The organism is Gammaproteobacteria bacterium, from assembly GCA_013817245.1.
In the GTDB taxonomy this organism is placed as follows: domain Bacteria; phylum Pseudomonadota; class Gammaproteobacteria; order HTCC5015; family HTCC5015; genus JACDDA01.
On sequence record JACDDA010000007.1, the window covers coordinates 35,548 to 51,679 of the forward strand.

The window sequence follows — 16,132 nt, forward strand, 5'->3', positions numbered from 1 at the left end:
AAAATGCCTAGCACATTCAGCGAGAATACACATGACTGTAAATTCTGCCCTAAGCACGTTAAGATTAAGCCCGCTTATATGGTGTATTGGCGCATTTCCAATACAGCACCGCAAACCCTTAATTTCCTGGCCGAGTTTTCGTTCGCCATACGCTGCGTAAATTCGGTCACCCAGTTAATACTTGCTTCTGCACACCGCAAAGAAGCTATGAGGATTTCGAATGACTGACCCGCAATTCAAAGATCAGGATCCCCAAGAAACCCAAGAATGGTTAGACGCGCTAGAGGTTGTCCTCGAACTAGAAGGTGCCGAGCGTGCGCACCAATTACTCGAACAACTGATTGAAAAAGCGCGCCGTTCGGGTGCTTATTTACCGTTTACGGCCAATACCGCTTATTTAAATACCATTCCCCCCCATCTTGAAACCCGCAGCCCCGGCAACCGCGAATTAGAATGGAAGTTACGTTCATATATAAGGTGGAACGCCATGGCCATGGTGGTCCGCGCCAATCGTTATAACAGCGAACTTGGGGGCCACATTGCCACTTTTGCCTCGATGGCGACGCTTTATGACGTGGGTTTTAACCATTTTTGGCATGCACCGCATGACGACCATCCTGGCGATTTGATCTACTACCAAGGCCATTCTTCACCGGGTATTTACGCCCGCAGCTTCCTCGAAGGCCGTTTCAACGAAACCCAATTGGATACTTTTCGCCAAGAAGTCGATGGCAAAGGTTTATCGTCTTATCCGCATCCCTGGCTAATGCCAGACTATTGGCAATTCCCGACGGTTTCGATGGGCCTTGGCCCGATCACGGCGATTTACCAAGCGCGTATGTTGAAATACATGCACGCGCGTGGCATTGCTAATACTGAAAAACAAAAAGTGTGGTGTTTTGTCGGCGACGGTGAATCGGACGAACCCGAAACCTTGGGCGCTATTTCCCTGGCGGCCCGCGAAAAATTAGATAACTTAATTTTTGTCGTGAACTGTAATTTGCAACGCCTTGATGGCCCAGTGCGTGGCAACGGCAAAATTATTCAAGAACTCGAAGCGGTGTTTCGCGGTGCGGGTTGGGAAGCGATCAAAGTTATTTGGGGTAGTTATTGGGATCCATTAATCGCCAAAGATAGCGAAGGTCGTTTATTAAAAATTATGGAAGACACCGTTGACGGTGAATACCAAAACTATAAAGCCCAAGGCGGCGCCTATACGCGCGAATTTTTCTTTGGCAAAGATCCAAAAGTAAAAGAAATGGTCGCGAATTTATCTGATCAAGATATTTGGCGTTTAAATCGCGGCGGTCATGATCCGCATAAAGTGTATGCGGCCTATTCCAAAGCCGTAAACACGGTTGGCAAACCCGTCGTAATTTTAGCGAAAACCGTAAAAGGTTATGGCATGGGCGCTATCGCTGAAGCGAAAAATCCTACGCATCAACAAAAGAAACTCGACGCAGAATCATTAAAATATATTCGTGATCGTTTTCGTTTGCCTATTTCCGATGCCGATTGCGAACAAGCGAATTATTTTAAACCGGCTGAAGACAGTCCGGAAATGCAATACTTGCGCGAACGACGCAGCGCACTCGGTGGTTCTTTACCACAACGTCGCACCAGCGCACCGACTTTAGCGATTCCTGAATTAAGTAGTTTTGATGCGCTATTAAAAAGTAGTGAAGACCGTGAAATGTCGACCACGATGGCATTCGTGCGTATCTTAGCCGCGTTAATTCGTGATAAATCCATTGGCTCACATATAGTGCCTATCATTCCGGATGAAGCACGCACCTTCGGCATGGAAGGCATGTTTCGCCAAATGGGAATTTATTCTTCCGTTGGACAACTTTACGAACCGGTCGATAAAGATCAAGTAATGTATTACCGCGAAGATAAAGCCGGACAAATTTTAGAAGAAGGCATTAACGAAGCTGGTGCAATGTCATCGTTCATCGCCGCCGGTACAACGTACAGCACACTCGGCGTGCACATGATTCCGTTTTACATTTTTTATTCGATGTTTGGTTTTCAACGCGTCGGTGATTTATGTTGGGCAGCCGGTGATAGCCGCACTAAAGGTTTCTTGTTAGCCGGCACTGCGGGCCGCACCACACTCGCGGGTGAAGGTTTACAACATCAAGATGGTCACAGTCAATTAATGGCCGCGATGGTACCGAATTGCATTTCTTATGATCCATGTTTTGCGTATGAACTAGCCGTCATTATTCACGAAGGTTTGCAACGCATGTATATGCGTGGCGACAACGTGTATTACTACATTACCGTGATGAACGAAAATTATTCACACCCTGCACTTCCTGAAGGCGTAAATGAAGACATCATCAAAGGTATGTATTTATTTAAACAAACAGCTAAAGCTAAACTCAAAGTGCAATTACTCGGCAGCGGTACCATATTACGCGAAGTTATTGCAGCGGCAGAATTATTAGAACAAGACTTTAAAGTGAGTTCCAATATCTGGAGTGTCACCAGCTTTAATGAATTACGTAGGGATGGTATTGATGTTGAACGTTACAACATGCTGCATCCTGAAGAAAAACCTAAAGTCAGTCACGTGCAACACTGCTTGCAAAATCAAGAAGGACCGATCATTGCCGCCACGGATTATATGCGCAGTTATGCGGATCAAATTCGCCCCATGATTCGTCGTTATTATATTGCGCTCGGCACAGATGGTTTTGGTCGCAGCGATACACGCGCTAAATTGCGTGATCATTTCGAAGTCAATCGTCATTACATTGTGGTTGCCGCACTTAAATCACTGGCTGATTTAGGTCAAATACCGGTCACGACCGTAAGCCAAGCGATTAAACAGTACGGCTTAAATCCCAATAAACTTAATCCGCTGTACGTGTAAGCGGAGGTAACAATAACATGGCAGTCATTAAAGAAATTACCATCCCCGATATCGGCGACTTTAAAAGTGTTGACGTGCTTGAAATTTTGGTCAGCGTGGGTGACAGCGTTAAAGTCGAAGACTCACTGATCACAGTGGAATCTGATAAAGCTACTTTAGATATTCCTGCACCGTACGCCGGCGTAGTTAAAGAAATAAAACTTAAAGTCGGCGATAAAATTTCTAAAGGCGATTTACTGCTGCTGTTAGAAGTTAATGAAAGCGCGACAGAAAAAACTGACACAGAAAAATCCGTTGCAGCACCGGCATCAGTATCGGCACCCGTCGCTAACAACACCGACATCCCAACCAAAATCGAAGCGCCAAAACCTGCCAGCACGCATCCCAACGGTCCCAGCGCTGCACCACTCGCGCCAATTAATGATGGTCGCTTTCGCAAAGCTCATGCGAGTCCTTCAGTGCGACGTTTTGCGCGTGAACTTGGTGCGGATTTAGGTTTAATTCAAGGTCGTGGGCCGAAAGGCCGTATTTTAAAAGAAGATGTGCAATCGTATATCAAACAAGTATTAAGTCGCAGCACGGGCGGTCAACCCGGTTTGTATGTTGCGGAATTACCGGATATTGATTTCACGAAATTTGGTGAGACCGAAATTTTACCATTGACTAAGATCAACAAACTCACCGGACGTTTTTTACATCGCAGCTGGTTTTATGTTCCTCACGTCACACAGTTTGATGAAGCCGATGTCACCGACCTTGAACAATTTCGCAAAGATCTAAATAAAGAATATGCCAGTAAAGATGTCAAAATCACCGTCGTCGCTTTTTTAATTAAAGCCGTCGTCTCCGCGCTTAAAGAATATCCGCGTTTTAATTCATCACTTGATAATGCGCAAGAAAATATCATCTTAAAAAAATACTATAACGTTGGTGTTGCCGTTGATACACCCGAAGGTTTAGTAGTGCCGGTGTTTAAAGACGTGGATAGAAAATCGCTGGGCGAACTTGCCAAAGAACTCAGCGAAGTGGCCGAACGTGCGCGTGCACGTAAATTAGCACCGCATGAATTGCAAGGCGCTTGCTTCACCATTTCTAGTTTAGGTGGTGTTGGCGGTACGGCATTCACACCTATCGTGAATCAACCCGAAGTTGCAATCCTCGGCGTGTCACGCGCCGATATAAAACCTGTCTTTCAAGAAGGCGTATTTGTACCTCGTTTAATATTGCCCTTGTCATTATCGTACGATCATCGCGTGATTGATGGCGCGCAAGCGGCGCGCTTCACTACTTACTTAGGCAAAGTCTTGTCTGACGCACGTCGTTTAGTGCTTTAACCAAAACAAATTAGATAAAAAATTATGAGCGCATCTACAGCCATCGAAGTTCCGAATATTGGTGATTTTAAAGACGTCGAAGTGATCGAGATATTGGTCAAAGTCGGCGAGACTATCAAAAAAGAACAATCACTACTCACCGTTGAATCCGACAAAGCCACACTCGATATTCCCGCGCCAGCGGATGGCATCATTGAAAGTCTGCTCGTTAAAATTGGCGATAAAATTTCGCAAGGTACTCTGCTAGGCCATTATCGCAGCAGTACAGGCAACACTGCTTCTGGCACTAATACAACAACGCCTGCTGCAACTGTTAGCACTGTTAAATCAGACAAACAAAAAACCAGCGCTCCTTCTAAAACTAATGATAGCGATCCTGCCTTGCACGCAGAAGTCATTGTCATTGGCGGCGGCCCAGGCGGTTATACCGCCGCGTTTCGCGCAGCCGACTTGGGCAAACAAGTTGTATTAATTGAAAAAGATCCGATGTTAGGCGGCGTATGTTTAAACGTAGGTTGCATTCCATCAAAAACGTTATTGCATGTTGCGCAAATCATTAACGAAACCAAAACGATGGCCGCGCACGGTGTTGAATTTGACGCGCCAAAAATTGATATTAAAAAACTCGTCGCACAAAAAAATGACGTAATTAAAAAACTTACCGACGGACTAATAGGTTTAACCAAAAAACGCAATGTTGAAGTCATTTACGGCATCGCACAATTTGACTCACCCCACAGCGTCAGCATTCAAACCAAAGACGGCACAAAAAATTTACAGTTTGATTACGCCATTATTGCAGCCGGTTCAGAACCTGTTGTATTACCACAACTACCCAAAGACCCGCGCATCATTGATTCAACTGGCGCATTAGCACTCGATGATATTCCAGAAAAATTATTAGTGATCGGCGGCGGCATTATTGGTTTAGAAATGGCGATGGTCTACGACGCCTTAGGTTCAGCCGTTACCGTCGTCGAATTATCACCCGGATTAATTCCTGGCTGTGATCGTGACTTAGTTAAACCTTTAGAAAAAATGATTCGTGCGCGTTATGCAGCCATTTATCTCGGCACCCAAGTGACTGAAATAAAAACCGGAAAAAAATTAAACGTCAGCTTTACCGGTAAAGACGCACCTACTAACGCAGAATTCGACAAAGTACTAGTGGCTGTTGGTCGCAGACCGAATGGCGATAAAATTTCCGCACAAAACGCCGGCATCATGGTTAGCGAACGTGGCTTTATTCAAACCGATAACCAAATGCGCAGCAACGTCCCGCATATTTTTGCGATTGGTGATATTACAGGCCCACCGATGTTAGCGCACAAAGCAACGCATGAAGCGAAAGTAGCCGCAGAAGTTATTGCAGGCCACAAAACTTACTTCGATGCGCGCACTATTCCATCGGTTGCATACACCGATCCGGAAATTGCATGGATGGGTTTAACTGAAGAAGAAGCCAAACAACAAAACATCGATTACGAAAAAGGTGCGTTTCCATGGGCAGCCAGCGGGCGCTCGTTAAGCCTTGGACGCAGCGAAGGTTTAACAAAATTATTATTTGAAAAAAACAGCGGCCGCATTTTAGGCGCCGGCATTGTCGGTCCTAATGCGGGCGAATTAATCGCCGAAGCTGTGCTGGCATTAGAAATGAATGCTACCGCAGCAGACATCGCGCTGAGTATTCATCCACATCCTACTTTGTCGGAAACGCTGAACTTCGCTGCAGAGATTGTGGAAGGTAGTATTACGGATTTGTATTTTCCGAAGAAATAAATTGTTTTATTTTAGCTTTTTAATAGCAGAGCATAACCGTTTCGCTCGTCGCTACGCGACTACAGCGAGTAACTTTTTGTCGTAACAAAAAGTCACCAAAAAATACTTGCCCGGATGTTGTGTGCGTTAATGGAATTAAATTCCATTAACGCATGCCCTCGCGATGTTTAAGGGCTAACGCGTCGCCTCAACGCAACATCCTGTTGCGATCGGCTCACATGAACATCCCTGTTCATATGCCGCTATCCCTTAAACACAGCTCGGCACACCATAACGGGCATTATCCCTTCGTTTAGGATCAGCCAAACTTAAAACGTTTTCTAAGATTGATGTGCTTCAAAAACAGGACGAAGTAAATACCCCTCATGACTCACCGAGTGTTGCGAGGCTTGTAGGGGAAAACAAACAGGAGGTTTGTTTTAGTCCCGCCGCGACAAGGACGGCGCGTCGGGACGACCCGTTACAAGTCGCGCAATACGAGGGTACTGCGCGTGTTGTTTGCGCGCAGCGAGACGTTGGGGAAAGTATTTTTTGGTGACTTTTTGTTACGACAAAAAGTTACTCGCTGTAGTCGCGTAGCGACGAGCGAAACACTTTTGTTTTTAATTAAATTAAAACACGCGCAGCGTTTTTAAATTTCAGAAGTTAAAAAATCACGCTCTCGTTGCAGAGGCGTTATCAAGATCTTTTAAATCGACGGGATCAATGCGAAAGGGTTCTACTTGTGCAAGATAATGCACCAGGTGGGTTTTGCCGGAAAGCAATGCGAGCATGTCTTTTTCGCAGATGGGTTTACTAAAATACCAACCCTGAAATTCATCGCAGCCTAAACGCTGTAAGATTTCTAATTGTTCGTGGGTTTCTACGCCTTCGGCAATGACGTGTAAGAATAGACTATGCGCCATGGAGATGATGGCGTGTACCACGGCTTTAGCGCCTTGGGTTTCGGTGAGTTTTAAAACAAAGGAACGATCTATTTTTAAATAATCAATGGGCAGTTGCGTAAGGTAACTGAGCGAACAATAACCGGTGCCGAAATCATCAATCGCTAAACTAATGCCCATGTCTTTAATGCCTGACAATAATTGCTGCACTTGGCGCATATCATGCAACAAAATATTTTCAGTAATTTCAAATTCTAAAAAACTTTTACTTAAATCTAAACCCGTATCCCGCACCACGCCTTTGACGATATCAATAAAACTATCGCGCTTTAATTGACGCGGTGAAATATTCACGGCCATGTGCACGGGGTGTTCGGATTTTTCTTGAATGGATACTAATTTTTCACACACACGGCGCAGCAACCATTCAGTAACGGGTTCGATTAAACCGGTTTCTTCGAGAATAAATAAAAATTCATCGGGCCCGACTAGACCACGTTCGGGATGTTGCCAACGAATTAATGCTTCGGCACCTACGACGCGGCCTAAACGTACGTTCACACGCGGTTGATAAAACACGCGGAATTCTTCGTTTTGCAAGGCGCGGCGCATTTCGGCTTGTAAAGAAATACGGCTGGTGGAAAGTTTGTTTAATTCTTCGGAATAAAAACGGTAATTATTGCTGCCATGTTCGCCGCGCACTTCGCGCATGGCGGCTTCCGCGTGACTGAATAATTCTGGTGGCGTTTCGCCGTCATTCGGGAATAAGGAAATACCGATGTGGCCATTGATGGAAATGGCTTGGCCATTAATAAAAAAGGGTTCGGCTACAACATTTAAAATCTTATCGGCTAACTCACCGACTTTTTCGGTAGTGCCCGAATTATTAATCACTAAACAAAATTTATCACCATACATGCGCGCAACGGAATCACCGTCCCAAACATACATTTGCAACCGTTCGGCTAATAATCGTAATAAACCATTACCCGCTTCATGACCCATGCTTTCATTTACTAAGCTAAATTGTTCTAGGCCTAAAAATAAAACCGTAACCATTTCATTGGCGCGACGCGCAGCTTTAATCGCGAGTTCTAACCGATCAGTCATCAATAAACGACTCGGCAAGCCGGTCAAGCTGTCGTAATACAAAGCTTCCATTAATTCTTGAGTTTTACTTTCGACGCGTTCTTCTAAGGTGCTGCTAAGCACTTTAAGTTCTTGATTGGCTTGTTGTAATTCTTCTGTTAATAAATGGTGTTCACGTACTGCTTGGAAATGTTGCGCCGCGTCACGCACGGCTCGCATGACTTCGGCAGACTCACAAGGCTTGGTCAGTAATTTGAAAATGCCCCCGCGATTGATCGCATCCATTACTACTTGTGGATCGGGATCGCCGGTTAACAAAATGCGAATAGTTTGCGGCCATTGCTGACGAATTTGTTCCAGCAATTGCACGCCATTCATACCCGGCATGCGTTGGTCGGAAATGATAATAGGTATGCCATCGTCTATGTGGCTGGCTTGCAGAATTTCTAAGGCGGCTTCACCGCTGGCGGCGGTTAATACCTGAAAACCTTGGCTTTGAATGATGATTTGCAACGTGGCTAGTAAGCTAGGTTCATCATCTACAAGCAACACGGTATGCGACATTCATACACCTTTTGTTTTCCGAGCTCATTCAAAACCGGATCTGCGTCCGCTCGGTCTTTAATGATCATAGCCCCCTGCCTGCTGCAGACCAAGCTCAGCAATGAATTAATTCCCGCAGTTGATCGGTTAGTCAGTTCCGTCAAGCTGCTCAAAGAGAGCTGAACGAAAATTCATTAAACTCTACAAACATTCGAGAAAATATTCTAAAAGATATTCACCGGCACTTCGGGGCTGCGATCCAGAATCGCTATGGTTAAGCGCGCAATACAGACTAAACGATCTTGTTCATCGGTGATCGGAATGTCCCACACATGGGTGCGCTTACCCAAATGCAAAGGCCGCGCAGTCGCCGTCACCACGCCATTGGTTTTGCCGCGTAGATGATTAGCGTTAACTTCTAAACCGACACAATATTGCGTCGCTTGATCTAAACAAAAATAAGACGCCAAGCTGCCCAACGTTTCCGCTAACACTACCGAGGCACCGCCGTGCAAATTACCAAAAAATTGGTGCGTTTTCCCCACCACGGGCATCGTTGCTTTAATGTAATCATCGCCTACTTCGCTCACTTGAATATCCAAGGTGCTATACAGCGTTTCCATTTTCAAACCATTGATGGCGGCAATTTCCGGACGTATCGTCCAAATAGAACCATCACTTTTTTTATGCACGCTCATGGCGTTTCCTCTACTGTAAAGCCAATTCGACCTAAGTCACCAAAATCGGCGACATACACACCTTTTTGCGCAGGCACTACCGTTCCTAAAGCGCCGGTAATTAAAATATCACCGGGCTGCAAAGACCAACCTTGTGCGACAGCAGCGTTAATTAACCAACGCAATGCGACCCATTGATCGCCTAACGCATCACTCGCATGACCCTGACTCATGATTTCGTTATTCAAAGTCAACTTCGCGCTAACCTTATTTACATCGCGATTTTTTAAGGTAACCGGCTCACCGAAAATATAACCCGCTGCACCCACATTGCTAGCAATCAAATCCATCGCGGTCAAATTATTAGGATCCGCAAACGCCATATCCGGCAATTCAATCACCGGTAATGCCATCACTATTTTTTGTGATAAATCTGTTTCTGCGCTTACCGCTTCAGCAATAGCAACTGAAATAATAAAACCAATTTCTGTTTCAATTAAAGGTTTGTAATAGGGTTTTAATTTAATATTTCGATCTTGCGGATACGCGCCGCGCGCAAACAACGCACCTATCAGCGGCGTGTCAATGCCGAATTTTTGTTGTAACGCCACATTCGTTAATCCGGCTTTGTAACCAACCACGCGCTCACCCGCTTGGACGCGCTGCGCGACTAAGGTTTTTTGTAAAGTCTGCGCATCAGCGACGGTGACAGCAGGCAATAATTGCGACACTTTAGGTACCGCGGCGCCTTGCGCTTGAGCACTAATAACGTGGTCAATAAAAACCTGCTGCGTAGGCGGCGGCGCAACTTTCGCGCAAGCACTTAATAAAAATACTAGACCTAATAATCCGCCACGCATTACAACAACCCCAACCCGACCCAAATCCACAAACAACCCAAAATAAAATTACCCGCCATAAACGCTATCATGCGATGCAAAATATTGTTGTATGACAAATGAATGAGCGCATGTACTAAACGCGCTACTACATATAACCACGCCAAGATAATCATTCCGGGTTGATCAAGCTTAAAGATCAGCATTAATACGCCTAGTAAATAAAACAGCACAGGCATTTCAAACAAATTAGTAAAGTGACGCCCACTTTTAACTATAAATTCTGGTAACTGCTCACTGCCATCCATTAGTTTGAAATAACGCACTGATACTTTACCGGTGCGTACCGCATTAATCCGCGCAATGCCGAAAATCGGAATCAAAACAAAAGTAAAAGCGACCAACGCAAATATGGGATACAAAATATTCATTACTTGCTCCTAATTTTATTAAAAAGAATAAACAAGAAAAACTATTTAGCGAGCTTTACCGCACAAGCCATTAAATGCTCTAAGCTCGCTAGAAACTGATCATTTTCTGCAGCAGTACCGACGGTTACGCGTAAATAATCTTTTAACACGGCAAAACTTTTACTCATATCCTTAATCAAGACTTTGTCTTTTAATAAACCTTGATTGATAGCCGCCGCTTGATTAGTCGGTACTTTAAATAATATAAAATTAGCGTCGCTAGGAAATACTTGAACGCCGGGAATTTTTTGTAAACAATCCAACAGGCGAGCACGTTCTGTACGAATTTCCGTCGCTTGCGCGGCATACACATCTAAATGCTGCAAAGCGAATAACGCCGTTGCTTGCGTGAGCACATTGATATTGTAAGGGAAACGCAATTTATCAAACTCACCAATCCATTCCGGTCGACCCGCTAACAAACCTAAACGAATACCAGCCAAACCCATTTTAGATACGGTGCGCATGACTAATAAATTATCAAACTCTGGCAAACGCGACATAAAACTCGCTTGCGCAAAAGGATGATACGCTTCATCTACAACAACTAATCCAGGCGCGGCTTTAATGATTGTTTCAATATCTTGCACGCCAAACAAATTTGACGTGGGATTGTTTGGATAAGCAATATAAATCAAGGCCGGTTGATGTTGTGTAATCGCCGCTAACATAGCCGCAACATCTAAACTAAAATCGGATTTTAAGGGCACGCCGACATAATCTAAACCTACTGCATTCGCAGATAACTCATACATCACGAAGGCAGGATCCACTGATAAAATCACCGGACGTTTATGCTGCGCGGCATAAGGCGCGTCAACCAACCCTAATGCTAGTATCAAAATTAATTCGTCAGAACCATTCCCTAACAACACATCCATGCCAGCAGGCACGTCCATCGCTGTTTTTAATTGTTCGCGTAAATTCGCCATCTCCGCACCGGGATAACGATTAAGCGCAACATGGCGCACCGCTTCTAACCATGCCGTTTGTAGTTCTGCTGGCAAGTTGTACGGACTTTCCATCGCGTCTAATTTAGTTAAGCCGCGCGCATCTGGCACGTGATAAGCCGATAATTTGCGCACGCTCGGACGAATCAGTTGTTCAACAGTATATTTCACAGGCTTAGTCATCTCGAAGATATTCAGCTAAAAAATTAAAATTAAAAAAATTAAGAAGTTTTCAAGCGATATTCTGCTGAACGCGCATGCGCAACTAAACCTTCACCATGCGCTAACACAGCGGCGGTTTTTGCTAATTGTGCCGCACCTTCAACAGAGCAATGAATGATGCTGCTGCGTTTTTGAAAATCGTAAACACCCAAGGGTGATGCAAAGCGTGCAGTGCGCGACGTGGGTAATACATGATTAGGGCCAGCACAATAATCACCTAAGGCTTCAGGCGTATGCCGACCTAAAAAAATTGCGCCAGCATGACGCACTTTTGCCGCCCAATGCTGCGGCTCATCCACTGACAACTCTAAATGTTCGGGCGCAATATAATTAACAACATCGATGGCATCCGTTAAATCACGCACGTGAATAAACGCACCGCGTCTACTTAATGATTGTTTGATGATCTGGGCTCGCGGCATGTCTTGAATCAAACGTTGAATGCTCGCGTCGACCTTATCCAAAAATGTCGCGTCGCTACTAATCAAAATAGACTGCGCACTTTCGTCATGTTCTGCTTGCGAAAATAAATCCATCGCGATCCAATCAGGATCGGTTTTGCCATCACAGACAATCACAATTTCCGAAGGCCCCGCCACCATATCAATGCCCACAGTGCCAAACACTAAACGTTTTGCAGTGGCTACATACGCATTGCCAGGGCCGACAATTTTATCAACGGCCGCAATACTTTGTGTGCCGTAAGCTAAAGCGGCAATGGCTTGCGCACCACCAATAGTAAATGCAGTATCAACACCGGCAATTTTTGCCGCAGCTAATACCAAATCATTTAATTGACCTTGCGGTGCCGGTACCACCATCACTAATTCACGCACACCGGCGACTTTCGCAGGAATCGCATTCATTAATACCGATGATGGATAAGCCGCTTTACCACCCGGTACATATAAACCGACGCGATCTAAGGCTGTAACTTGTTGACCCAACACGGTGCCATCAGCTTCTACGAACGACCACGACTGCAAGGTTTGATGTTCTGCATATTGACGAATGCGCGCAGCGGCCGTTTCTAATGCATGGCGTTGTTCGACACTGATGTTTTGTAGCGCTTGCGTAAAACGTTCTGCAGGAATTTTTAGCTGCGCAATATTGGCGGCGGTGCTGTGATCAAACTGTTGCGTATATTTTAATACTGCGCTGTCACCGTTTTGTTTTACATCACGCAAAATAGTTGTGACGCTGGCAACCACGGCTTCATCTAAGGCCGCATCCCATGCAGTGAGTGCTTGCAACTGTGTCGCAAAATCTGCTGCACTACTTTGCAAGCGACGCATGTTCATTATTTTTTTGCACTCGTTTGTAAACGACGCGTGCTCACGGCTTCTGCCATACGCCGCAATAAAGGTTCGGTGTCTTCCCAGCCAATACACGCATCGGTAATACTTTGGCCATAGGTAATAGGTTTGCCAGGCTCAACGTTTTGTCGACCGCCGACTAAATGTGACTCCAACATGATGCCAAAAATTCGCGCATCACCGCGCGCAATTTGTTCTGCAATGTTGTGACATACATCTATTTGGCGTTCATAAATTTTGCGACTGTTCGCGTGACTCGCATCAATCATAATACGTGCAGGTAGTTTTGCTTTTTCTAATAGCGCGGCCGCATCATCAACACCGGCTGCATCATAATTAGGTTGTTTGCCGCCACGCAAAATCACATGGCAATCAGGATTACCCGTGGTGCGCACAATTGCGGTATGACCGGCATCAGTAACACCTAAAAAACTATGCGGACGAATCGCTGCGCCGATCGCATCAACGGCAATTTGTAAATCACCACTGGTGCCATTTTTAAAACCTACTGGGCAAGATAAACCTGATGCGAGTTCACGATGACCTTGGCTTTCCGTGGTGCGCGCACCAATCGCGCCCCAACTCACTAGATCAGAAAAATATTGCGGCGAAATTAAATCTAAAAATTCAGTGCCGGCCGGCAAACCCATACTATTAATATCCAACAATAACTTACGCGCTAAGCGCACGCCTTTGTTGATTTCAAAGCTATCATCCAAATTAGGATCATTAATTAAACCTTTCCAACCCACGGTGGTGCGGGGTTTTTCAAAATACACTCGCATAATAATGACGAGGTCTTTGGCCAACTCTTTACGCAACGCATTCAAACGATTCGCATACTCTAATGCCGCTTTGGTATCGTGAATGGAGCAAGGGCCCACTACAACGACTAAACGATCATCTTCGTCATTCAAAATATTGTGCTGTGTAGCACGTGCTTCATGCACCACTTGCGCGGCGGCATCGGTCAGCGGATATTCTTCATGCAACTGCTTAGGCGCTGAAACTTCTTGCAAACTTTGAATGCGTAAATTGTCCGTTTGGTATTTCATGTCGTTACCCTGTTGTCTTACTGTTAAATATTAAGTTAATCAATCACGGCCGCGAGCTGTGCAATAAATGCTTGCACCACTGCATGTTTCATTTTCATTGACGCTTTGTTCACCACTAAACGCGATGAAATATCCGCAATTTTTTCTTTTGCTTCTAAACCATTCGCTTTCAAGGTGTTACCGGTATCAACTAAATCCACAATTAAATCTGCTAAGCCTACTAACGGCGCTAATTCCATTGAGCCATATAATTTAATGCACTCAACTTGTCGACCTTGTTTCGCAAAATATTCACGCGTGATGTTGACGTATTTAGTCGCTACTCGTAAACGAGTGCGATCTTCGGTAACACCGGGTTTACCCGCAACCATTAAACGACAGCGCGCGATTTTTAAATCCAACGGTTCGTATAAACCTGCACCACCATGTTCCATTAATACATCTTTACCGACTACGCCTACATCGGCGGCACCGTATTGCACATAGGTCGGCACATCGGCAGCGCGAATCACGACCAGTTTTACAAAAGGATTATCGGTATCCAAAATTAATTTGCGACTTACTTTTGGATCATCCACCAACCGAATGCCGGCTTTCGCAAGCAACGGCAATGTGTCATCTAGAATACGACCTTTAGATAACGCTAATGTTAAGGTCGCCGGTGTATTTGGCGGTTTATTGGTTTGCGTCATTACTCTTATCTCAATATTTTTATTATTAACCAGGTACGCGCCGAATTTTTGCGCCTAACTGACGGAGCTTTTCTTCAATCGCTTCGTAACCACGATCAATATGATAAATGCGATCAACAATGGTTTCACCGCGTGCGGCTAACGCGGCTAATACTAAACTCGCAGATGCACGCAGATCGGTTGCCATCACTTCAGCCCCGGTTAAATATTCAATGCCGCGGACAATGGTAGTGCTGCCTTCAATCGTCATTTGTGCGCCCATGCGTTGTAGTTCTTGCACGTGCATAAAACGATTTTCAAAAATCGTTTCGGTAACCGAAGAGGTTCCATCCGCAATAGCATTCATCGCGACGAATTGCGCTTGCATATCCGTCGGAAACGCCGGGTAAGGCGCAGTGCGCAAATTCACGGCTTTAGGACGACGACCTTGCATATCCAAACTAATCCAATCATCCCCGGTTTCAATGATCGCGCCAGCATCACGTAATTTTTCCAACACGGCATCCAGCAAATCCGGACGCGTATCTTTTAATTTAACGCGACCACCACTAATGGCAGCAGCAATCAAATAGGTGCCGGTTTCAATCCGATCGGGTAACACTTGGTAACGCACACCTTTCAACGACGTCACACCTTGCACGCGAATCGTGTCAGTACCGGCACCCGAAATTCGCGCACCCATCTTGACTAAAAAATTCGCTAAATCGACCACTTCCGGTTCACGCGCCGCGTTCTCAAGAACAGATTCGCCATCCGCTAACACGGCCGCCATTAATAAATTTTCCGTGCCCGTCACGGTGACCATATCCAACACGATCTTGGCGCCTTTCAAGCGTTTACAGGTGGCTTTTACATAGCCGTTTTCCACCACAATATCCGCGCCCATCGCCTGCATACCTTTTATATGCAAATCCACCGGCCGCGAACCAATCGCACAACCGCCCGGCAATGCCACCTCGGCATGACCATAACGCGCCAATAACGGCCCCAACACTAAAATCGAAGCACGCATGGTTTTTACTAAATCATACGGCGCAACAAATGTTTCGATAGTGCGAGGATCGACCTCAATATTGAGTTTTTCATCAATGGAGATGCGCACACCCATGCGACCTAACAATTCCACCGTCGTGGTGACATCGTGCAAATGCGGCACATTGCCCACTGTTACCGGCGTATCCGCTAACAAAGTACCCGCCAAAATAGGTAATACGGCGTTTTTAGCGCCAGAAATGCGTAACTCACCTTGCAGCGGCACACCGCCGGTGATGATCAATTTATCCATACAAGCAATATCTCAGAATGCTGGTGCGAGAAACGCACGCAGCGGGCTCAACGAAGGGGGGATTTTAGCGCGTCAGCGCGCTGATTGACATGCCTACACTCTAGGCCGTAGATTCC

12 protein-coding genes are annotated in these 16,132 nt (G+C 45.5%); 3 read left to right on the forward strand and 9 right to left on the reverse strand.

What is annotated here, in order from left to right:
* Positions 1 to 220 precede the first annotated feature (220 nt).
* From aceE to lpdA, 3 genes are read left to right on the forward strand one after another with little or no spacing between them, the layout of a single operon-like run.
* Positions 221 to 2,881 (forward strand): pyruvate dehydrogenase (acetyl-transferring), homodimeric type, encoded by a 2,661-nt coding sequence (gene aceE / locus H0W44_09135; GenBank protein ID MBA3582599.1) that lies wholly within the window; start codon positions 221 to 223, stop codon positions 2,879 to 2,881.
* A 17-nt stretch (positions 2,882 to 2,898) separates the two neighbouring features.
* Positions 2,899 to 4,215, forward strand: a complete 1,317-nt coding sequence (aceF, locus tag H0W44_09140) for a dihydrolipoyllysine-residue acetyltransferase (protein ID MBA3582600.1) — start codon at positions 2,899 to 2,901, stop codon at positions 4,213 to 4,215.
* Positions 4,216 to 4,239: 24 nt separating this feature from the next.
* Positions 4,240 to 5,994, forward strand: coding sequence for a dihydrolipoyl dehydrogenase (lpdA, locus tag H0W44_09145; GenBank protein MBA3582601.1), 1,755 nt, complete (start codon positions 4,240 to 4,242; stop codon positions 5,992 to 5,994).
* Between the two features lie 653 nt (positions 5,995 to 6,647).
* On the opposite strand, the gene H0W44_09150 is transcribed toward lpdA, so the two are convergent.
* The 9 genes from H0W44_09150 to murA form a co-directional block, all read right to left on the reverse strand.
* Positions 6,648 to 8,531 (reverse strand): EAL domain-containing protein, encoded by a 1,884-nt coding sequence (locus H0W44_09150; protein MBA3582602.1) that lies wholly within the window; start codon positions 8,529 to 8,531, stop codon positions 6,648 to 6,650.
* Between the two features lie 203 nt (positions 8,532 to 8,734).
* Positions 8,735 to 9,208, reverse strand: a complete 474-nt coding sequence (locus tag H0W44_09155) for a hotdog fold thioesterase (protein ID MBA3582603.1) — start codon at positions 9,206 to 9,208, stop codon at positions 8,735 to 8,737.
* A complete protein-coding gene (locus H0W44_09160; protein ID MBA3582604.1) occupies positions 9,205 to 10,047 on the reverse strand; it encodes a fumarylacetoacetate hydrolase family protein in 843 nt (280 codons plus the stop codon). The genes H0W44_09155 and H0W44_09160 overlap by 4 nt, the downstream gene beginning before the upstream one ends.
* A complete protein-coding gene (locus H0W44_09165) occupies positions 10,047 to 10,457 on the reverse strand; it encodes an MAPEG family protein (protein MBA3582605.1) in 411 nt (136 codons plus the stop codon). The genes H0W44_09160 and H0W44_09165 overlap by 1 nt, the downstream gene beginning before the upstream one ends.
* A gap of 41 nt (positions 10,458 to 10,498) precedes the next feature.
* A complete protein-coding gene (locus tag H0W44_09170) occupies positions 10,499 to 11,629 on the reverse strand; it encodes a histidinol-phosphate transaminase (GenBank protein ID MBA3582606.1) in 1,131 nt (376 codons plus the stop codon).
* A gap of 38 nt (positions 11,630 to 11,667) precedes the next feature.
* A complete protein-coding gene (gene hisD / locus H0W44_09175) occupies positions 11,668 to 12,969 on the reverse strand; it encodes a histidinol dehydrogenase (GenBank protein MBA3582607.1) in 1,302 nt (433 codons plus the stop codon).
* Entirely contained in the window at positions 12,969 to 14,039 is a 1,071-nt protein-coding gene (locus H0W44_09180; protein MBA3582608.1) for a 3-deoxy-7-phosphoheptulonate synthase, read from the reverse strand. The genes hisD and H0W44_09180 overlap by 1 nt, the downstream gene beginning before the upstream one ends.
* Positions 14,040 to 14,074: 35 nt before the next feature.
* On the reverse strand, positions 14,075 to 14,731 hold the full coding sequence (locus H0W44_09185) for an ATP phosphoribosyltransferase (protein ID MBA3582609.1): 657 nt from the start codon (positions 14,729 to 14,731) through the stop codon (positions 14,075 to 14,077).
* Positions 14,732 to 14,756: 25 nt separating this feature from the next.
* On the reverse strand, positions 14,757 to 16,016 hold the full coding sequence (murA, locus tag H0W44_09190) for a UDP-N-acetylglucosamine 1-carboxyvinyltransferase (protein ID MBA3582610.1): 1,260 nt from the start codon (positions 16,014 to 16,016) through the stop codon (positions 14,757 to 14,759).
* Between the last annotated feature and the right edge of the window lie 116 nt (positions 16,017 to 16,132).

What these genes read in the sequence shown, in the direction of transcription:
- aceE (MBA3582599.1), top strand. Translation starts at nt 221, where the DNA reads ATGACTGACCCGCAATTCAAAGATCAGGATCCCCAAGAAACCCAAGAA.
- aceF (MBA3582600.1), top strand. Translation starts at nt 2,899, where the DNA reads ATGGCAGTCATTAAAGAAATTACCATCCCCGATATCGGCGACTTTAAA.
- lpdA (MBA3582601.1), top strand. Translation starts at nt 4,240, where the DNA reads ATGAGCGCATCTACAGCCATCGAAGTTCCGAATATTGGTGATTTTAAA.
- H0W44_09150 (MBA3582602.1), bottom strand. Translation starts at nt 8,531, where the DNA reads ATGTCGCATACCGTGTTGCTTGTAGATGATGAACCTAGCTTACTAGCC.
- H0W44_09155 (MBA3582603.1), bottom strand. Translation starts at nt 9,208, where the DNA reads ATGAGCGTGCATAAAAAAAGTGATGGTTCTATTTGGACGATACGTCCG.
- H0W44_09160 (MBA3582604.1), bottom strand. Translation starts at nt 10,047, where the DNA reads ATGCGTGGCGGATTATTAGGTCTAGTATTTTTATTAAGTGCTTGCGCG.
- H0W44_09165 (MBA3582605.1), bottom strand. Translation starts at nt 10,457, where the DNA reads ATGAATATTTTGTATCCCATATTTGCGTTGGTCGCTTTTACTTTTGTT.
- H0W44_09170 (MBA3582606.1), bottom strand. Translation starts at nt 11,629, where the DNA reads ATGACTAAGCCTGTGAAATATACTGTTGAACAACTGATTCGTCCGAGC.
- hisD (MBA3582607.1), bottom strand. Translation starts at nt 12,969, where the DNA reads ATGAACATGCGTCGCTTGCAAAGTAGTGCAGCAGATTTTGCGACACAG.
- H0W44_09180 (MBA3582608.1), bottom strand. Translation starts at nt 14,039, where the DNA reads ATGAAATACCAAACGGACAATTTACGCATTCAAAGTTTGCAAGAAGTT.
- H0W44_09185 (MBA3582609.1), bottom strand. Translation starts at nt 14,731, where the DNA reads ATGACGCAAACCAATAAACCGCCAAATACACCGGCGACCTTAACATTA.
- murA (MBA3582610.1), bottom strand. Translation starts at nt 16,016, where the DNA reads ATGGATAAATTGATCATCACCGGCGGTGTGCCGCTGCAAGGTGAGTTA.